Below are 19035 nucleotides of genomic sequence, written 5' to 3'. Positions count from 1 at the left end.
TCTCCCCGGTATCAGAATCCATAATTCCCGACAATTTGGAGGTTCCCGTTGTTTTTTCCCTGATTATAATAAAGTTCCAAGATTTCACGGTAAGTATACCCCTGAACCGCGAGGCCCCGCGCTCCCCACTGGCTCAAACCCACTCCATGCCCGTACCCCCGCCCGGCAAAGACCAGCCTTTCAAACGAGCTGCCTGAAGAGTTCAGCCTGCCCCCCCGGCCGATCACGCAAAAGTCTCCCCGATCCTGGAAAGAAACCAGCCGGTCCCCTTTTCTCAGGATCCAGACCCCGGGCTCCGCAAGGGCCTGCACCTCCCCCTGTGCGTTCAAGACCCGGAGGCCTCCTTCAAAAGAAAGATCAAACAGGGTGCTCTTAAGGCCGAAGGGGGCGCGGATTCCATCTCTGTAAAAACTCTTCACCCCTTCACTCCCGATAATCGTAACTTCGGTCACCCTTCCCGAGACGGTGCGCGTTCCCGGGAGAAACTCCCTGCGCAACTTGCCCGTCACAGGATCCCGGGTCACCGTGGTGCGGCAGCGGGAGACCCGAATCTCCCTGATCCTGCCGATACCCAGCTTTGCCTCCAAATCCTTCCGCTCCACAGTTTTCGTCCAGCGGTAGGTGCCGGCGGCCCAACTCCCGTAAGTTTCCGCGTAGGCGTCAGCCGGGCTGGGGACGCCCCTCAAATAGGGAAGGGCCTCCAGCCAGACGTTCTCCGAATCTTCGGTGTGACCCCCGGCATTGGCATGAAAGAACGCCCTCACCAGTGTACCAAGATATTCAAGCACCTCCCCCCTCGTTCTCTCCACCGCTTCCACGACAGGGTTTTTCCCGTTTACGGCATATGCAGCCTCCCCGGTGTATCCACCGTAAACCTGGGTGGCTGCGTCCTTCCCCACATCATACCAGGGGTTGAGGCCCTTCATAGCAAGGGCATAAGAACGGGAAACAACCGCCTGGGCGCAGTACGCCTCAGGAGCAGCTCCCCCTCCCATCTCTCTTCCCACCACACCGTAAAGATATCTCTCGAGATCGATCAGGTTAACCACCAGGAGCCTGCCGCCGAGATTTTGCACAACCAGGTCCCCCCGGTACTGGACCCCCTTGTATGCAAAGAGATTGAGCTGCTCCTTCTCTTTTGCCTGCAAGAGGAGGGGTCCCTGAAAGGGCTCGGCCCTCGTTAAGCCGCCCCCCTGAACCAAAAGCGCGGTCCCGGAGGCGGTCACGGACCAGGTCTCGCCCGGCGCAGGAGCGCCCAGGGAAATGCCTGAGGCCCCGTCAACCAGAGCATAACCCCCCTGCACCACATTGAACACCGCAGCCGGAACCCCCTCATCAAGGGCGACCCGGATGAGAGGGGCTTCCGCGGCCGCTGCCCGGTCGGGATTCGCGAAAATGCAGATGGCAGTCAGCACAAAGAGACAGAACAGGGCCAGGTGTTCCCTCCGCATCTCCATTTCCACCCCATCCTTATTTGCTGGTGAATTTCACCTTTAACTTCTGCAACCGATTTTTAAAATCCTGCTCCCAGACTTCCCCTCTTTCCTCCCCGAAAAAAGCCGCTTTCCTCGTATTTAAAACAAAAGAGCTGTTCGCGATTCTGGTGCAACCGGCCAGGCCCCCTGCCCCCAACCGGTATGCAAAAACAGTAGCCATACCTTTTTCGCGTGGTTTATACTTTAAACAAAGAAACCCTGGGTGAGGTGCAGCCATGGGGCTGATTGACGAACAGGTCCTCCAGGCAAAAAACGGAGACCTCCGGATGCGCAATCAATTGCTCGAAGCCCACCAACCCTTTATTCATAAAACCGCCAGTTCAATCTGCAAGAGACACCTGAACTGGGGAGAAGATGACGAGCTTTCAATCGCCCTCCTGGCCTTCAACGAGGCGATTGACAGTTTTAAGCTTAAATACGGGGTCCCCTTCCTGGCGTACGCCAGGCTCGTCATCAGGAGCCGCCTGGTTGATTTCTTCCGGCGCGAAGCTCGGGAGCGCGCTTCGAGTTTAACCAATCTTGACTTTGAAGCCGAACTTCTGCCAGGGGAAAAGGAGAACGCATGGGAAAAGTTCGCGGAGGAGGTTGCAGCAAGGGAACGGGAGGAAGAACTGCTCCAGTACGAAGAGGAACTGAAAACATATGGGGTGGAACTCAAAGACCTCGTCCGAACTTCGCCCAAACACCGCGACTCCCGGGCGCTTCTCCAGAAAATTGCCAGAACCCTGGCCGGGGACGGGGAGCTCTTCCGGTATCTCCAAGCCCAGAAGCGCCTTCCCGTTCAGGCGCTCTGCAACCTGGGCAACATCAGCCGGAAAACCCTGGAGAAACACCGTCCATATATTATCGGACTGGCTTTAATCTACCGTAAGTCTGATGAGTACATTTACCTTGCTTCTTATCTCAAAGCCTCGCAAGCCCCGACATCCTGAGGGAGGAGTTCATTATGGGAGAAATTAAAGGAATGCTGGTGAAAAAAGAATCCCGTTCCAGCATCATTCTGACGCCGGACGGGGAATTCATCCGGGTGCCCTATGCTTTTCCGGAGAACCGTCCCGGCGCCGAGGTGATCTGCAGACCCGGGCCGGCCAGGCACCTCCGCCTGGCAAGCCTTGCAGCGGCCCTCCTGGTTGCTCTGCTCACCTGGCAGCTTTTCTGGACTTTTCTTCCTCAGGCTGCCGCTTATGTCTCCCTGGATTTCGGGCCCAGCCTTGAGCTTGCTCTTAACGAGAAGGGTGAAATTATTAAAGCCCGTTCTTTAAATCGCGAGGGGGAAGCTCTGATTGCCAAACTGGCCCTCCGGGGCAGCGATCTCAAACAGGGGCTGACCCTCATCCTCGCAAAAGGGCTGAAACCCGAGTCGCCCGAACCCGTGCTCTGCACTTTTACCCCGGGCCGGGCAAAAGAAATCCCTCCCGGATTCCAGGCTCAAGTGATGGAGACCATCAGCCGGGTGCTGGAGGCCCAGCCTGTTTCCGTGCCCTATCAGGTCAAAGCAATTTCCCCCCGGGTCCGGGTGGAAGCCCAACAAAAAAGAATTTCGCCGGGCAGGTACCTCCTGCACCTGGAAGCTCAAAAAAAAGGGATAACAATTTCTCTTCCGGAGTTGAGGGAAGAAAAGTGGTCAATCCTGACCCGGAAACATCAAGATGCTCTCAACCATCTCCTCCAGGCTGTTCCTTCCGGGCAGCCGGACTCCCCGGGCCGCCAACCCTCAGGAAATACCGGGAAACAATTCCCTTCACTCCCGCCGGGGGAGGAGAAGGTTAAACCTTCAAAGGAAAAGACTCCGTTGCTGCCCCATTCAGAAGATTCAGAAGAAAACGGGCGCGCCGCGCAGGAACGTGTCGCGCCTCCGACCGGGATTTCAGCGGCGCCAGAAGAACAAATTGAGGAACAAGGTCAGAAGGAGGCTCAAGAGCAAACAGGTAACAAGCGGGAAGTAAAAGGTAAAATTTCCCCGCTGCACAAAAAGATCCCCGGGCAGCCTGCCCAGCGGCGCGATCTTGCCCAATAAGAGGAGGAAGCCTCCGCCCAAAAAAAGGAGAACTCCGAAGACCATCAACATTTTCGCAATTGCCGCGAGGTTATCCATTCTTTCTCACCTCTGCGTACCGTTCTCTTTCGCTGAAAAGGCACCCGCAGTACTGCTGGCTGTAGAGGCCCATCTCGCGCGCCTTGCGCCGGCCCTCCCGGTAGCCGGACCGCCAGTCGAAATAAAGAAAGGGGACTTTGAACTCCTGCGCAGCCTCCTCTCCAGCCTCCTGGATCAGCTCATGTTTCTGCCACGGGCTCACCAGGAGGGTTGTGGTGAAACCCTCAAAACCCTCCTCCCGGGCGCGTTTTGCGGCTTCTTTCAGGCGCAACAGGTAGCAAAAACGGCAACGCTCCGCTTCGCGAAAAACGACTTCCCGGAAATAGACCTCAGGCCGGTAATCTTCCTCAAAGCAAAGAGGAAGTTCAAGCTGCCGGGCCATTTCCCGGGCGGCTTCCCGGCGCCTAAAATACTCCTGGTAGGGATGGATATTGGGGTTGGCAAAAAACCCGGTAACTGGATAGCCCCGTCTGCGGAGATCCTGAACAGGGTAAAGCGCGCAGGGTCCGCAGCAAACGTGCAGTAAAACCTTCATTTTTTATTCTCCTCCGGAAAAAGAGCTGCCTGCCGAAGGGAAGGGGATGCCCCCGAATGCGGGTAGCTGATGCCCAGGTGGGCGTAGGCGGAGGGAGTTGCCACCCGGCCCCGGGGCGTCCGCTGCAGGTAACCCATCTGCAGAAGATAAGGTTCATAAACATCCTCGATGGTTCCGGGCTCCTCCCGCGCCGCGGCGGCCAGGGTATCCAGGCCTACCGGGCCCCCCTGGAATTTCTCGATGACCGTTGTCAGCAGAATCCGGTCAACCTTATCGAGCCCCGCCTCATCAACCTCCAGCCGCTCCAGGCCCGCCCTTACAAGATCCAGGGAAATCCGTTTGGTGCCTGCAACCTCCGCAAAATCACGAATCCGGCGCAAGAGGCGGGTTGCAATCCGGGGGGTCCCCCGCGCCCTTCCGGCGATTTCCCAGGCCCCCTCCTCCTCCAATTCGATCCCCAGCAGAGAGGCGGCCCTGGTCACGATCTGAAAGAGATCCTCCTTTGGGTAGTAGTCAAGCCTCAAAATAATCCCGAAACGATCCCGGAGCGGCAGGCTGACAAGTCCCGCCCGCGTGGTTGCTCCGACCAGGGTGAAAGGAGGAAGGTCGATCCGAAGGGACTTCGCTCCGGGCCCCTTTCCGATGATGATGTCAAGGCGGAACTCCTCGAGGGCGGGGTAAAGGATCTCCTCCACAACCCGGGGCAGCCTGTGAATCTCGTCTATAAAAAGGACTTCGTTGGGTTCAAGATTCGTAAGAAGTGCTGCCATGTCGCCCGGGCGCTCCAGAGCCGGCCCCGAAGTGGGGTAAAGACGCACCCCCAGTTCCTGGGCGATGATGTGGGCAAGAGTGGTCTTGCCCAAACCAGGCGGCCCATAAAGCAGGACGTGGTCCAGCGCCTCCCCGCGCATGATTGCCGCACGAATAAAAACCTCGAGGTTTTCTTTGATCTGGGACTGCCCTATGAAATCCCGGAGCAGGCGAGGTCTTAAGGAAATATCCCCTTCCCCATCCTGCGGCAGGCGCGCCGCGGAAACAATTCTCTCCTCCATAACGCCTTTACTCCTCCCCCTTGCCTAATACCCTGAGGGCATCCCGTAAAAGTTCGGGTGCAGAGGCAGTTGATCTGCTTTCTTTTAATTTTTTTAATACCTGGTCGGTCTCCTGACGGCTGTAGCCAAGAGCCAAAAGAGCCTGAGAAACCTCCCCAAAAACCGGCGGAGCGCAGGAGGGCCCTCCCTGCTCCCCTTGCGCAAGCTGGCCCGGAAGCTTCCCCTTAAGCTCGAGGATGAGCCGCTGCGCGCACTTTTTTCCGACTCCCGGGACCCGGAGGAGCCCCTCAAGATCACCCTGGGAGACCAGGGAAAAAAGCTCTTCCCCCGGCAGGGTATCCAGGATCGTCAGGGCAAGACGGGGGCCGATCCCGGGTATCTTCAGCAGGAGACGAAAAAGCATCCGGTCCTGGGGAGTGAGGAAACCGTAGAGCTGGAGGCACTCCTCCCGGACGTACAGGTGTGTGTGCACCGCAACCTCCTGCCCGGGAGAGGGAAGGCTCCCGATTACACCCGAAGGAACGAAGACTTCATACCCGATCCCGTGCACATCAAGGGTAATCCGGTTTTCCTCGATGCAGACGAGATTCCCCCGCAGAAAAGAGATCATCGGCCTTCCCCCAGTGTTACCCGATCCTGGTATTGCTGCAGGTAATGGTGGCAGAGGGCCGCCGCCAGGGCGTCGGCGGCGTGATCGGGCCGGGGGAGTTCTGGAAGCTTCAGGATGATCTTCAGCATCCGCCGCACCTGCTCCTTGCCGGCCCGCCCGTAGCCCGTAATCGCCTGCTTAATCTGCAGGGGTGTATAGGTATAAACCTCAAGGCCGCTGTGAACAGCAGCAAGCATAATCACACCCCGCATGTGGCCGACCGCAAGGGCCGTCCTGGTATTCCGGTTAAAAAATACATCTTCAAGCGCCATTGCGTCCGGTTGATAGCAGGCACAAATTTCTTCCAGCCTTTTATAAACACCGGCCAGCCGGGAGGGAAATTCACCTTTGCTGTCAACCTTTATTGTACCATAATCGATCATCTCGATCTGCCTCCCCTTGATTTTTAAAACCCCGTATCCTGTTGAAACTACCCCGGGGTCGATTCCCAGGATAACCATGCCAATCCCTCCCTCTTGTTTAAATTCTTTCCTGAAACGCCTGTTCCTGCTTAAGTCCTGGAAGCTTCCAGAAAAAACCACCGGGGAGACAGGAAAGCCCTCAAGGGACACCACCAGGAGATGTACAGGCACTTTGAGGAGTTCTCCGCGCTGATGAAAAATCATTCGCCTCCGGGAACACCATGTTTAAGAAAATCATGCCCGTGCTCAAACTTCAGCTTAAACTTCAGAGGAAATTTTTTTGCAAATATATTCCGCAACCTTACGCGACCGGGTCTTCCCGGCGCTGCAGTGGACAAGAACGGGTTTGGGCAGGGCTTGAAAGACCTGCCAGGCTTGTTCGAGACTTTTCTCCAGGGCCTCCCATCCCTCGGGGTGGTGCTCCGGATCCTCGATCGAGAGATGGGCCACCCCGAAGGCATTCTGGCGGTAGTAGTCCAGCAACCCCCCGGGCACATCTTCGTAGTAGCAGGCAAGATCGTCCTCATCCAGCAAACAGATGATGGACCGGACTCCCATTTCCCTCACCACTTCAAGCCACCGGTCAACAACCTCCCGGGGGACCTTTGCCTCTCGACCCAATTCCCGCCCCGGGCGCGCCGACTTCGCCAGAACACCGGAAATCACCCACTCGGGGCCCATTCTGGTACTCACCCCTTCCGTTGTAATGATGTTGCTCCGGCGTTTCTTGATGCGGGCGGCCGTAATCAACTACGCCCCAGGTCTAGTCAAAAATCCTCCGCTCAAGTTTGCTCATCCTGAATGCCCCCTGTCAGGTTTCAAGCTAAGTATACCAGGATTTTAAAGGCCAGACCAGTTCGCACCTGGCCGGCAATGAGTTTTTTTATTTACAGAGGGAAGCCGCCGATGCGGGCAAACGGGCGGCAACTCACCAAAAAGAGACAAAAAAGGCGGCAACACCGCGCCGCCACAAAAGGCCCTGAAGCCTTGATTTTCCTGGTGCCGAAGGTGGGAGTCGAACCCACACGGGGTAGGGCCCCAGCGGATTTTGAGTCCGCCGCGTCTGCCAGTTCCGCCACTTCGGCACTGAGCCTTAAAATATTCCTTTGAAGGCTGTCAAGCATATTATACCCGACCCCCCTCTCTTTTTCAAGGGTTTTCAGCCTGAAGGAGGCGGTTCAAAGGATCTCTGAATGCGCAGAAAGCGAACACAAAATAACTCTGATTAATTAATCTTTCAGGGGGAAATTCGATGTGCTATACTTTACAAGAGAGCAAGAAAGCTTCAAGAAAGGATGACCTGGAAGTGCCCGAGAGTCTGCATCGAAGTCGTTCAGCCCGCTACATTAACATCGCCGTAGACATTGCCACCAGGATCGTAAGGGGTGAGTATCAGGAGGGGCAGCGGATCTTCGGCCGTTCCTCTCTTGCGGGAAGGTACAGCGTCTCGCCCGAAACAATCCGCCGCGCCCTTGCCATTTTAGAAGAAAGAGGAATCGTGGAACTCCACCCCGGAGTCGGGGTCACGGTACGGTCCCCGGCAGCTGCAGAAAACTACCTGGCGGAATACGGCCAGCGCCAGATCCTAGCAGACATCCAAAAGCGCCTGTACACATACCTGGAAGAGAGAAGCAGACTGGATTTAGAAATCGCCCGCCTTACAAACGAACTCCTGGATTATACCTTTAAAATGGCAACACGCCTTCAGCGAATTCAGGAGTTCCGGGTGGAAAACAACTCCCCACTGGCAGGAAAAAGCCTGGAGGATGTCCAGTTTCGCGCCCGCACAGGAGGGACGGTCCTCGCAATCCAGCGCAACGGCAAAGAAATCGTTTCACCTGAAGCCCATACAGTCATCCAGCCGGGCGACATCCTCATTGTCATCGCCCCCCCGGAGGCAATTGAACATACCAGAGAACTGAATCTCACTCCGGTTACAGGGCTCTCGCCCGCACTAACCGAACCCCGGGATTCGAGCTTCCGGGATTAAGGGCTTCTTTTGGAAAGGGAGTCCGCAGGCTATTTTGTGTTATAATTACAGCAAGAGCCTGCATAGATAGGACTAGAAACCACCAGATTTCCCAGGGTTGCGGAGGAAGGAAAATGCCGCTCAGAGAGACAGAAGCTCACCAGCTAAAAAAAAGCAAAAAGAGGAAATTAAAGTTCTCCCGGGTCGCGCTTCTTATCCTGCTGTTAACGGGCCTCAGCCTTTTAGGTGTAGGCTGCGGCTACTTTGCCGGGGCAATTGCAACCCTGCCGGCTTGGGACCCTGCAAAGCTGGCCGGCAGCGAATCCACAGTTATTTACGATAAGTACGGACGTCCTGCTGCCAAGGTATTTGCCGAGGAAAACCGCACCCCGGTTCCCCTTGCCGAACTCCCCCCCTACCTCCCTGCTGCTTTCATCGCGGTAGAAGATGAACGCTTCTATGAACACTTTGGAGTTGACATAAAGGCGATCGGACGCGCCCTGATTGCCAATATCAAAGGAGGAATCGGAACAGAGGGGGGGAGCACGATCACCCAGCAGCTTGTGAAAAACGCCTTCCTCAGCTCTGAAAAAACATTCAAGCGCAAAATCCAGGAGGCGATTCTCGCCCTGGAAGTTGAGCGCCGCTACTCAAAAGAAGAGATTCTCGAATTCTACTTGAACCGGATTTACTTTGGAAACGGCGCTTATGGCATCCAGACAGCAGCCCAGCTGTATTTTGGCAAAAACGCGAAGGAGCTCTCCCTTGCAGAAAGCGCCATGCTGGCAGGGATCGTTAAGAGCCCCAATAATTACAACCCCCTCAGCAACCCGGAACTGGCAAAACAGCGCCAGGAACTTGTGCTCGACCTTATGGTCGAGCACGGCAAGATCACCCCTCATGAAGCTGCACGCGCGAAAGCCGAAAAGTTAAAACTCAACGAAGGGGCGCTCACAAATACGTACCGCTATCCTTATTTCACCGACCACGTCATCAGCGAAACAGAAGCGATTCTCCAGCAGCAGGGCCTGACGCGGGAGGCAAGCCAAAACCTGGTATTCCGGGGTGGCCTGAAAATTTATACATCTCTGAATACCCAGGTCCAGCAGAAAATGGAAGAGGTTTTCGCAAACGATTCTTACTTTCCCCCAGATCAAAACAGACAACAGGTGCAGGGAGCAATGGTGCTCCTGGATCACCACAACGGAGAAATTCAGGCTCTTGTAGGAGGGCGCAAGCGCGGCGGCTCCCAGCTCCGCTCTTTCAACCGGGCGACCCAGGCCAAACGCCAGCCTGGCTCCGCCATCAAGCCGATAGTGGTTTATGTTCCCGCCCTGGAAAAGGGATATACAACAGCCCTGGTTCTTGACGACGTGCCGGCAACCTACGGCAGTAAAACATTTTACAACTATGACGGCAGATACCGGGGTTTAATTCCGATGCGCGTCGCGGTCCAGTGGTCCATCAACACCTATGCCGTAAATCTCCTTCACCTCATTGGGGTTGATTACGGATACGAATTTGCTAAAAAACTGGGAATAACAAGCCTCGACCCCGTACGCGACCGGTACCTCTCCCTGGCCCTGGGAGGGATCACCTACGGGATTTCTCCCCTGGAAATGGCGGGAGCATACGCGGCCTTTGCAAATCAGGGAATTTACATCCCCCCCCATGCAGTAAGGAAAATCGAGGACCGGAATGGGAACGTCCTTTACGAAGCCCATCCTCAACAGCGCGTCGTGATGTCGGAGCAAACAGCCTACATCATAACTGATTTGCTCCGCACTGTAGTCAGAGCGGGAACCGGAAGAAGGGCCCAGTTAAACCGCCCGGTCGCAGGAAAAACAGGTACCACCTCGGGGGACGTAGACGCCTGGTTCGTGGGCTACACCCCGGAGTTCACGGCAGCAGTCTGGATGGGATTCGACAAAGAAGAGGGAATGAAGGGGGTTTACGGAGGGAATTTTCCGGCCCAGATCTGGCAAACAGTGATGCAAAAGGCAACCGCGGGTCTCCCAATCCGGGAGTTCCGGCAGCCCCCCGGCCTTGTGCGGGCTACGGTCTGCGGCAAATCCGGGCTTCTCCCAAATGCCTTCTGCCCCGAAAGCGACCTGATCAGCGAACTGTTTGTGCAGGGGACGGTGCCAACCCAAACCTGCAACGTCCACGTCCGGGCAGAAATCTGCCCCGACTCCGGACAGCTGGCGGGTCCTTACTGCCCAAATCGCATCAGTGGAGTTTTTCTAAAAAGACCAAAACCCTACGGAAAAGTAAAACCGGAAGACGCGCGGGAGGAGTTGCCCACCCAGGTCTGCACGGTGCATGGGAGCGGAATCGGACCGGAGCAAAAGGTCAGGGTTAAAGTCTGCACCGACCCGCGGCACAACGGAATTCCGTATTTAGCGAATCAACCTGGACTGCTTGAAACAGGAGGGTGCCCTCCCGAATTTGTAGAGGAGCGGGAATACCCGGCCGGCGAGGTTCCGCAGCTGCGCTGCTCGCTTCCAGATCACCAGGTAAAGAAAACAGATCTTTTAAATCTTCCCTTCATCCGGAACCAGGGTAGCCAGCCCCAGCAAAGGGAACCAAATACCGGGCAGTGGGTGCCCGGCCTGGAAGCACGGAGGAGAGAATCACAGGACTTAACAACGAATTACTAAAACAAACAGGCAGGATCCGAAACCAACGGCGATAGCAGGAAGAATTCGAATAAAGCACCGCCGGGCACTGCTTACTTGAACTCGACGATGGTAACCCCGGCCCCTCCTTCATAGTAACCTCCGGAGCGGTAGGATGCCACAAAGGGGTGTTTGGCAAGGTAGCTGCGGATCGCCTCCCGCAGCGCCCCCGTCCCCTTTCCGTGGATCAGGGAAACCTTGCTGAGGCCGGCTAAATAGGCCGCATCCAGGTATCTATCAACCTTTTCCAGTGCTTCTTCAACCCTGAGCCCCCGGAAATCCAGCTCTGGTGCCACTGCAGCTCTTTGCTCCAGATCCGGCAATCTCCTGGTATCGTCCCGGGGCTTTTCTGTTTTGGGGGCCCTGCGCAGTTCTGTTACAGGGAGGTTCAATTTAAGAACACCAACCTGGACCATTACTTCTCCCTGGGGTGTGGGCTTCTCAAGCACAACCCCCTGCTGCTTAAAGCGGGGGATTTCTACGGTTTCGCCAGGTTTCAAGTCTTCGATCACCTCGCCCGGGGCGAGAAGTCTCCCTTCGCCCGCCTGTTCCTCAATTTTTTCTGCGAGGCCCCGAAGTTTGCTTCTTACCGCCTGGGCGCTCTTGAGTCTTTCCTGAACCCCCAGCCTCTGCTGCTCCCTCAGGGTGCGAATCAACTGCTCCGCCTCCCGGCGTGCGGTGCGAACCAGCTCCCGGGCCTCCCAGGCGGCTTTTGTCAGGACCTCTCTTTCCTTCTCCCGGATTTTTTCTTCTTCCCGCTGAATCTTATTGCGCAGCTGCTCCACTTCGCGGCGCAATTGTTCGGCTTCATACCGGGCTGCGGAGGCAGCGGCCTGGTCCTCTTTGAGATGCTGGATCAACTCGGAAAGCTCGCGCTGCTCCGGCTTCAGGAAGTCCCGGGCACGCGCCACAACCTCCGGAAAAAGCCCCAATCGCCGGGCGATTTCAAAGGCATTGCTCTCGCCCGGAACCCCGATGGAGAGCCGGTAGGTGGGCTGCAGGGTTTTGCTGTCGAACTCAACACAGGCGTTCTCGGCGCGCGGCCTTGCATACGCAAAAATCTTGAGCTCGCTGTAGTGTGTAGTGGCGATGGTCAAAGCGCCCTTCTGCATCAGATATTCCAGGATCGCCATCCCCAGGGCAGCGCCCTGCTCGGGGTCGGTTCCCGCCCCGAGTTCATCCAAAAGCACCAGAGACCCCTTTCCGGCATCCTGAAGGATCCTGACGATATTCTTCATGTGGCCCGAAAAAGTGCTGAGAGATTGCTCGATGCTCTGCTCATCTCCGATATCGGCAAAAACATTCTGGAGAAAAGGAAGGACAGTCCCCTCCTCCGCAGGAATGTGAAGCCCCGCCTGGGCCATGAGGACGAGGAGGCCCACCGTTTTTAAGGCCACCGTCTTCCCCCCCGTATTAGGCCCGGTAATCACCAGGCAGTCAAAGTCCTTTCCCAGCCGGATATCCAGGGGAACCACTTCCCCCTTCAGCAGCGGGTGGCGTGCTCCCCGGAGCACAAGGCAACCCTCTCCGGCAAACTGGGGTTCGCGCCCCTTAAGCCTGATGCTCAAGCGCCCTTTAGCAAAGGCAAAGTCCAGCTTTCCCAGGAGCTCAAGGTTTTTTTGTATTTCCTCGTGGTAAGCAGCCACCAGTCTTGTCAGTTCTTCCAGGATCCGGAATTCCTCCTGCTGGGCAGCCGCCCGCGCAGCTGCCAGTTCGTTCATCAGCCTGACAAGCGGCAGGGGTTCCATAAAGACGGTGGCACCGCTTGCCGATTGATCGTGGATGAGACCGGGGAACTGGTTGCGGTACTCCTGCTTGACAGGGACCACGTAGCGGTCCCCCCGGACGGTAAAGATCGGCTCCTGGAGAAACCTGCTCCACTCCGGCCTGGTGAGGACTTCGTCCAGCTGGGCGCGCGCCCTGGCCTCCAGATCCTTTATCTGCCTCCGCAGGCGGGCCAGGGTGGGAGAAGCCGCATCGGCAATCTCTCCCCCGGGAAGGAGGCACAGATCAATCTTTTCCTGAAGGGGCTTGCACGCTTCCAGACCTGCGGCTCTCTCGCCAAGGTGCGGAGCGCTTTTTTGAAGGCGCGCAAGATCTTTTTTAATTCTTTCCGCCGCCGCCAGCGTATCCCGGCAGAGCAAAAGTTCCCGCGGTTCGAGAACTCCACCGACCACGGCGCGCCTCAGAAAAGGGGCCAGGTCATGAACCCCTTCAAAACTCAAATCCGGCTGCAACCGGAGCACATGAACTGCTTCTGAAGTTTCCGCCTGGCCGCTCAGAACCTCCTCGAAAGACTCGCCTGTTGGTTCCAAATTCTGGACGCGGGGAATCCCCAAGGGGGTGCTGCAGGCAGCCTCCAGCATTTCCTTTATTTTATGGAACTCAAGTTTTTTGAGTGTATACCTATCCATCCAGACCTTCCGCCCCTTCCCCATCTTCATCCAGGACGCCGCGGAAATAGTGGCCCCGGGTCAAACCCAGAGGTGCCAGCCGGGCCAGGCGGTCCCAGGCTTTCCTCCCCCGCTCCTTCTCCCAGCGGCCTGCCTGAATCAAATCACAGGCCTCGCGGTAAATCGCGGTAATTTCCCGGACGAGTTCCGCCCGGTAAAAACGAAGTTCCAGCCTGATGGCGCCGCAGCCACCTCTTAAAATTTCATCAAGGTGCTCAATCAGGCAGAGTTCCCGGGCGTTGTAAAGGGTCATCCGGCAGTTTTCATCCATGATGAGGGGGAAGAGGTATCCCCGGCGGTCCTTTAAATAACACGGGGTTTTCTGACAAACCCGATGACAGCCATTCCCCCCTGAGGTCACCGCCCCCGCTGCGCAGTGTTCGCTGATCATGACAGGAATTGTACCGTGTACCAGCAACTCGAGGAATGTCGTTTCCCGAAAAACAAAATTTTGGAGCTGCTCCCGGTTCAGCTCGGGAGAAAGCGTAAACCGCATCCCACCCAGCTCTAGAAGCAGGAGAACTGCGGCATCGTTAAAAACCGGGATCGAAAAGTCGGTCACAACCGGGAAACTTTTGCGGAGAGCAAGAAAGAGGCCTCCCAGATCACCTGCAAGCACCCCGTCAAAATTAAACTCTTGCGCCCTTTCAAGGCATTCGTTTACGGCTGCCCGGTCCCGCTCCTGCCAGATGCGGGGAAGGATCAGGCAGGCAGCAGCTCCCTGATTCCGGCACAGCGCCGCACCCCGCGCGATCCGTTCCCGGTCCCAGGCTTCCCTTCCCCGGAAAGAAACACCGCCAAAATACAGAACATCTGCACCCCCGGCAAGGGCCGCCTCCAGGCCGGCATAGTCGCCTACGGCAACCGCAAGCAGGGGCCTTCGAGGGGGTTTTCCGGCGGTTCTGGCCCGAATCCTCAACGCGTCCCAAAAAGAAGCTTCCCGGCTGCGAACCTCTTCCGGCAGAACGCGTTCAAATCTCCGAAGCCGGGCCTCCGCGAGGGCAGCAACAAGAGAGCGGCGGACGGCGTTGATTTCGCTCACAGGAAAAATCACGTCCTGCTCGATTTCGCATTCAAGTTCGGCAAGGGCAAAGGGAGTGTTCCCCAGGCGGTCCACCTGGGCCCTTAGCACCTCCGGTGTGAGCGGGTGCTTGAGGGCGCGCTCCCCGATGAGATTACCCTTTACCGCAGCGTGAAGACCTTCGGGATCCCAGGCCTCAAGAAGCAAGGGCTCTCCCTTTCGGGCGCGAACCTTCACAACAATCGGCACCCTCCGCCGCGAGGGCCCGGTAAAAGATTCCCGTGCCAGCCGAATCAACTTCTGATCGTGGGTCTTAAAGACCCGGTCCCCCGGCCTCACAGAAAAAGGAACGCTAAGCTCCACTTCGCTTCCCGGCTCCGCTTCTTTGCGAAAGCTTCCCCGGACGAAAAGGCCGGAAACCGTCATACCCTCCCTTCCCCCTCCTGTCCAGAACTCAACCCCATCTCCGATCCGGAGCGGAAGCCGGGTCCGGAAGGCAACCCTGCCCTCTTTAGGATCTGCCTGAATGACGCGCCCCAGGTAAAGACCGCGGTTGCTGGGCCTGTGGTAGCCCACTAAGGCCTGGCGCGGGTTTCCGTAAAAATACCCGGTGGTGAACCCCCGGTTGAAGATCTGGGCCAGTTCCCGAACCTCATCCGGGCTCACTTCGTAATGCTCAGGGTCCCGGAAGGCCCTCTCAAGGGCGTTCCGGTAGATTCTCACTACTGTTGCCACGTACTCCGGCCGCTTCATCCGCCCTTCAATCTTCAAGGCATCAATGCCGAGCTGAACGAGAGCCGGAAGCTCCCGAAGGAGCATGAGGTCCTTGGGGCTCAGCAGATGTTCACCGGAACAGGCGGCGCCGAGGTTCCTCCCTCTCCCGTCGACTAGAGCGTAAGGAAGCCTGCAGGGCTGGGCGCAGCGGCCCCGGTTTCCGCTCCGCCCCCCCACCAGACTGCTGAAAAGACACTGGCCGGAGTAGCAAATGCAGAGTGCCCCGTGGACGAAGACCTCCAGTTCCAGAGGCGCCTGCCGCCTGATCTCCCGCAAATCCGCAAAAGAGGTCTCCCGGGCGAGGACAACCCGCGCAAAGCCAAGCCCGGCAAGAAACCTGACCCCTGCCGCATTGTGAACGGTCATCTGAGTGCTGCCGTGGAGGGGAAAATCGGGAAGCAGGCTTCTCGCAAACCTGGCCACCCCCAAATCCTGGACGAGCAGGGCATCCACCCCTGCCTGATACAAAAAAAACAGGTAATCGGCCAGCTTCCCGAATTCCCTGTTGTCAACCAGGGTATTAACCGTAACGTAAACCTTCACGCCCCGCACATGGGCGTACCGGAGGGCTTCAGCAAGCTCTTCCCGGGTAAAGTTTTCTGCGTAGGCGCGCGCCCCGAAGGACTTCCCCCCCAAATAAACGGCATCGGCTCCATTTTCTACAGCAGCCCGAAGAGACTGGGGGTCACCTGCAGGAGCAAGCAGTTCCGGCTTCTTTTTTTGCATTATTCTACTTTACAACCTCCACATCGCTGATAATTATCAGTCCCTTTTGCACCGCCTCCTTCACGAGAGGCAAAACCCTGTTAATATTCGCTTCGGTGTCAACAACCTCGATAATGATGGGCAGGTCAACCGACAGGTCCAGGATCCTGCTGGTACGCAGCCTCTTTTCCGGCCCATACCCCTCCATCCCCCGGTAAACGGTTGCTCCGGCCAGGCCGAGTTCCCGGAACTTGAGGACAAGGGCGTGATAAAGGGCATGGCCCTCCCAGTGTTCATTTTCCCCGGTATAAATTTTTAAAAGCTTAGCCGAACCCTTTTCCAGCATTCCTTTTCCTCCTCTACAAAGGGTAAAGTTCTGTTACAAGCAGAAGCCCGCCAGCAAACCCAGCCAACCGGCCCCCAGCCCCAGCAGCACACTCCCAATTGCATAAGCAAAAGCCGTCAAATTTTCCCGATCCTCCAGGAGCTTAACAGTTTCGTAGGCATAAGTGGAAAAAGTCGTATAGGCACCGAGAAATCCGGTTGTCAGGGCGGCCTCCAAAAAAGGTGGAAAGGCTCCCCCTTTAACCGTCCAGGCATAAATCATGCAAAGGAGAAAGGAACCGGTCACGTTCACGAAAAAGGTTCCCAGAGGAAAAGTGCGGCCCCACTTTTCCATGATGGTGCGTCCCGCGTAATAACGTGCCAGTGCACCCGCAACCCCTCCAAGACCGACGCTGAGCAAGAAAAGAGCCATCATTTCTCCCCATTCCCGAAATTTTCTCCAGGGGTTTGACTCAGCTTACCCGCAAGCTCCCTGCTTTCCAGAGCAAAGAGAACCCTTCCTGCAACCACACCCAGCCACGCCCCCAGCAAACACAGGATAACCGTTCCCCCAACATAGAAAAGAGCCTCAAACAGGAGCCTGCTATGGATGAGCTTAAAAGTCTCCTTTGTAAAGGTAGAAAAGGTGGTGTACGCACCGCAAAAACCGACTCCCAGCAGAAGGCGCAGGCGGGGGCTCAGCAAAAACCTCTCGAGGGCCAGGACCTGAATAAAACCCAAAAGGAAGCTTCCGGTAATATTCGCCGCCATCGTACCGTAAGGAAAGCCGCTGCCCAAAAAGCGAAACACCTCTCCTACCCCGTAACGGGCCAGGGCCCCAAAAAAGCCGCCCAGGCCTACCCAAAAAAATTCCATGCGCCTATCCTCCAGTTCAGCCCCGGTTCTTTCCAGGGCTTCCTCCTGAAATCATTCTTCCCCCAGAGTTGAGTTTTACTCGACCCGGCTTACCCGGATCAAACCCGAGCAGGCAAAGATTTCAATTCCCCGCCGGTCCAGTTCGTCCAGGAAAAGGTTCATTCCCAGCGAGTCGCTGGCGATGTGGCCTGCCACAACCACGTTGATGTGGTGTTTTTCCGCCTCTTTTCGGTGCTCTTCAGAGATGTGCATGCAGACAACCGTTCCAACCCCTGCTGTTGCCAGTTTTTCAAATGCCTCTTTGGCCCCGCCGGTGCCGCCCGTCATGTCCACAAAGATCTTCCCGGCCCGCTTTTTTTCGCTGCCAACAAGCACCTTTGGGCCGGCGTTAACCTTAACCGCCTCCCGGTACTCGGGCAACTCCTTGAGGGTCTTGAGGATATCTCCCACAGTCTCGGGAGCCTTTTCTGCAAAAAACTGCTCCAGAAACTTTGTCACCAAATTATCGGCCGGGGTATGCACGCACATCAAAGGGAGATCGAGAAGCCTTGCAACATCGACAGCGCGGTTGTGGTTGAGGGGCAGCAGCCGGCGGGCGACCTCGGCGATTCTCCCCGCCAAAATCCCCTCGGCAACGTTAATCGGCACCCCTAAACGGTTTAAAATATCCTCCTGGAGGTGCATCACTTCATAGAGGGCGGCCATTGCCTTCCCCTCAGGATGGTGAGAGATAATGAGATCGATCTGCCTCCCCTTTTCCCGCAAGCGGTCGGCCAGGAGAACTTCTCCGACCTCGATATCGATTCCGCTCAAGACTCCCCGGACCTCCCGGTCTTCGTCGCCGTTTAAAATCCGGGTGTCGCTGTAAGGATTTTTCAGCTTCTCCAAATCAAACTCCTTTTTCTCGCTTTCCTTCAGCTCCTCGTACTCCTTGCGCTGCTTTTCCAGAATTCTTGCAACCTCGGCCTCCCCGCGCGGATCCGACGCCATTCCCTTTTGCAGCGCCAGTTCGTAGATCTCCCGAATTAACACAAAATCCCCCCTTAACTGGTGAAAAGGCTCTGTTTGCCGCAATTGCGTTCCCCGCTTAGTATTTCAAAAACAAGAGGAGTAATATCCTCCAGGGAGTTCACCAAACCGCAGAACCTCCCCGCTTCCCGGCCGATGATCAGGGTGGGAACCGGATTGACAGTATGGGCGCCTGCTGACAAATCTTCGATGTTGCCGTGGTCGCTCACCACCAGCAAAAGAAACTCGCGGGGATCAAGATGATCGGCAACAGCTTTTAGAAAAGCATCCAGCAGGCTAAAAAGGCGCTGGGCCCGGGAAAAATCCTGGCGGTGTCCGGTAATATCGGTCTGGAAATACTCAAACAAAGTGAAGTCGTAGCCGGCGGCAAGCCTGGCCAGCCTCGCTCCCGCCTCTTCGGGAGAAATCACGGGCACCTCGTAACCCAAACTGGAGAGAATTTCGTTGGTGATATCCTGGTAGACAGCCCTCCCGCAGCGGAGGTCGTCCAGGGTACGCAGGGTTAAACCGGCGCTCAGCGCAGCCACCGTAGAGGTAGAGTGGCGCCGCCGGCGCCGCGCCACCTGCTCGAAATATTCGGGGCGGTAGGCGTTGGCGAAGGCCACCCTTTTTCCAGAATCTTTGAGTCTTTTGAAAATGCTGGCCTCTTCTAAAATTTTAATCAAGGGCCCCGTTGGATAACCGTTCACATGGAACCCAACCCGAGCCGCGGCATTGACCCCCGTCCAGAGGGTTGTCTGCCCCGAAGCGCTCTGGGGAAGACCGGGAATTCCCAACCCGGTTTCTGTCGGGATCATCGCCGCATGGGGGGTTATGAGCGGGTCCTCTCTCCGGTAAAGGAAGTGTCCGCCTAAAATCTCGTCCAGAAAGGGGGTATGCGCCGTGACGTAGGGATTTTTTATCTCATCCGGCTCCCCTAAACCAAAACCGTCCAGAAAGACCATGAGCACCTTCATT

General features: G+C 56.6%; 17 protein-coding genes and 1 tRNA gene. 3 read left to right on the top strand and 15 right to left on the bottom strand.

Annotated elements, in window-relative coordinates:
* Nucleotides 1–11: 11 nt before the first annotated feature.
* A complete protein-coding gene (locus tag HPY58_08455) occupies nt 12–1457 on the bottom strand; it encodes a SpoIID/LytB domain-containing protein (protein NPV29666.1) in 1446 nt (481 codons plus the stop codon).
* A gap of 254 nt (nt 1458–1711) precedes the next feature.
* Between HPY58_08455 and sigI the strand changes: the two genes are divergently transcribed.
* Nucleotides 1712–2428, top strand: a complete 717-nt coding sequence (gene sigI / locus HPY58_08450; protein ID NPV29665.1) for an RNA polymerase sigma-I factor — start codon at nt 1712–1714, stop codon at nt 2426–2428.
* Nucleotides 2429–3363: 935 nt separating this feature from the next.
* Here sigI and HPY58_08445 read toward each other — a convergent pair.
* The 7 genes from HPY58_08445 to HPY58_08415 form a co-directional block, all read right to left on the bottom strand.
* Complete coding sequence (locus HPY58_08445) at nt 3364–3591, bottom strand: DUF2905 domain-containing protein (protein ID NPV29664.1); 228 nt, start codon at nt 3589–3591, stop codon at nt 3364–3366.
* Entirely contained in the window at nt 3584–4126 is a 543-nt protein-coding gene (locus HPY58_08440) for an epoxyqueuosine reductase QueH (protein NPV29663.1), read from the bottom strand. Before HPY58_08440 ends, HPY58_08445 begins: the two co-directional genes overlap by 8 nt.
* Nucleotides 4123–5178: a Holliday junction branch migration DNA helicase RuvB gene (ruvB, locus tag HPY58_08435; GenBank protein NPV29662.1), complete on the bottom strand. Its 1056-nt coding sequence runs from the start codon at nt 5176–5178 to the stop codon at nt 4123–4125. The genes HPY58_08440 and ruvB overlap by 4 nt, the downstream gene beginning before the upstream one ends.
* Nucleotides 5179–5185: 7 nt before the next feature.
* On the bottom strand, nt 5186–5788 hold the full coding sequence (ruvA, locus tag HPY58_08430; protein ID NPV29661.1) for a Holliday junction branch migration protein RuvA: 603 nt from the start codon (nt 5786–5788) through the stop codon (nt 5186–5188).
* Nucleotides 5785–6288 carry a crossover junction endodeoxyribonuclease RuvC gene (ruvC, locus tag HPY58_08425; protein NPV29660.1) on the bottom strand — a complete coding sequence of 168 codons (504 nt, stop codon included), beginning with the start codon at nt 6286–6288 and terminating at the stop codon, nt 5785–5787. Before ruvC ends, ruvA begins: the two co-directional genes overlap by 4 nt.
* Before the next feature lie 219 nt (nt 6289–6507).
* Nucleotides 6508–6999, bottom strand: coding sequence for a hypothetical protein (locus HPY58_08420; GenBank protein ID NPV29659.1), 492 nt, complete (start codon nt 6997–6999; stop codon nt 6508–6510).
* Between the two features lie 247 nt (nt 7000–7246).
* Nucleotides 7247–7334: transfer RNA gene (locus HPY58_08415), tRNA-Leu, on the bottom strand.
* Between the two features lie 167 nt (nt 7335–7501).
* Between HPY58_08415 and HPY58_08410 the strand changes: the two genes are divergently transcribed.
* Both HPY58_08410 and HPY58_08405 read left to right on the top strand, forming a co-directional pair.
* The gene (locus tag HPY58_08410) at nt 7502–8239 is read left to right on the top strand and encodes a GntR family transcriptional regulator (protein ID NPV29658.1); all 738 of its coding nucleotides are present in this window, start codon (nt 7502–7504) and stop codon (nt 8237–8239) included.
* Nucleotides 8240–8352: 113 nt separating this feature from the next.
* Nucleotides 8353–10878: a penicillin-binding protein 1A gene (locus HPY58_08405; protein NPV29657.1), complete on the top strand. Its 2526-nt coding sequence runs from the start codon at nt 8353–8355 to the stop codon at nt 10876–10878.
* A 71-nt stretch (nt 10879–10949) separates the two neighbouring features.
* Here HPY58_08405 and HPY58_08400 read toward each other — a convergent pair whose 3' ends face one another.
* The 7 genes from HPY58_08400 to HPY58_08370 all read right to left on the bottom strand — a co-directional run bounded on the left by HPY58_08400 (nt 10950) and on the right by HPY58_08370 (nt 19034).
* Nucleotides 10950–13310 (bottom strand): endonuclease MutS2, encoded by a 2361-nt coding sequence (locus tag HPY58_08400; GenBank protein ID NPV29656.1) that lies wholly within the window; start codon nt 13308–13310, stop codon nt 10950–10952.
* Complete coding sequence (locus HPY58_08395) at nt 13303–15870, bottom strand: U32 family peptidase (GenBank protein NPV29655.1); 2568 nt, start codon at nt 15868–15870, stop codon at nt 13303–13305. Before HPY58_08395 ends, HPY58_08400 begins: the two co-directional genes overlap by 8 nt.
* A gap of 4 nt (nt 15871–15874) precedes the next feature.
* On the bottom strand, nt 15875–16195 hold the full coding sequence (locus tag HPY58_08390; protein NPV29654.1) for a DUF190 domain-containing protein: 321 nt from the start codon (nt 16193–16195) through the stop codon (nt 15875–15877).
* 33 nt (nt 16196–16228) lie between these two features.
* The gene (gene crcB, locus HPY58_08385; protein NPV29653.1) at nt 16229–16609 is read right to left on the bottom strand and encodes a fluoride efflux transporter CrcB; all 381 of its coding nucleotides are present in this window, start codon (nt 16607–16609) and stop codon (nt 16229–16231) included.
* Entirely contained in the window at nt 16606–17049 is a 444-nt protein-coding gene (gene crcB, locus HPY58_08380) for a fluoride efflux transporter CrcB (GenBank protein NPV29652.1), read from the bottom strand. The genes crcB (HPY58_08385) and crcB (HPY58_08380) overlap by 4 nt, the downstream gene beginning before the upstream one ends.
* 75 nt (nt 17050–17124) lie before the next feature.
* On the bottom strand, nt 17125–18081 hold the full coding sequence (locus HPY58_08375) for an NGG1p interacting factor NIF3 (protein ID NPV29651.1): 957 nt from the start codon (nt 18079–18081) through the stop codon (nt 17125–17127).
* A gap of 11 nt (nt 18082–18092) precedes the next feature.
* A complete protein-coding gene (locus tag HPY58_08370) occupies nt 18093–19034 on the bottom strand; it encodes a metalloenzyme (GenBank protein NPV29650.1) in 942 nt (313 codons plus the stop codon).
* Nucleotide 19035 lies beyond the last annotated feature (1 nt).

The sequence above is a fragment of the Bacillota bacterium genome (assembly GCA_013177945.1).
Taxonomy (GTDB): Bacteria; Bacillota; DSM-12270; order Thermacetogeniales; family Thermacetogeniaceae; genus Ch130.
This window is presented reverse-complemented; position numbering and strand designations above follow the sequence as displayed.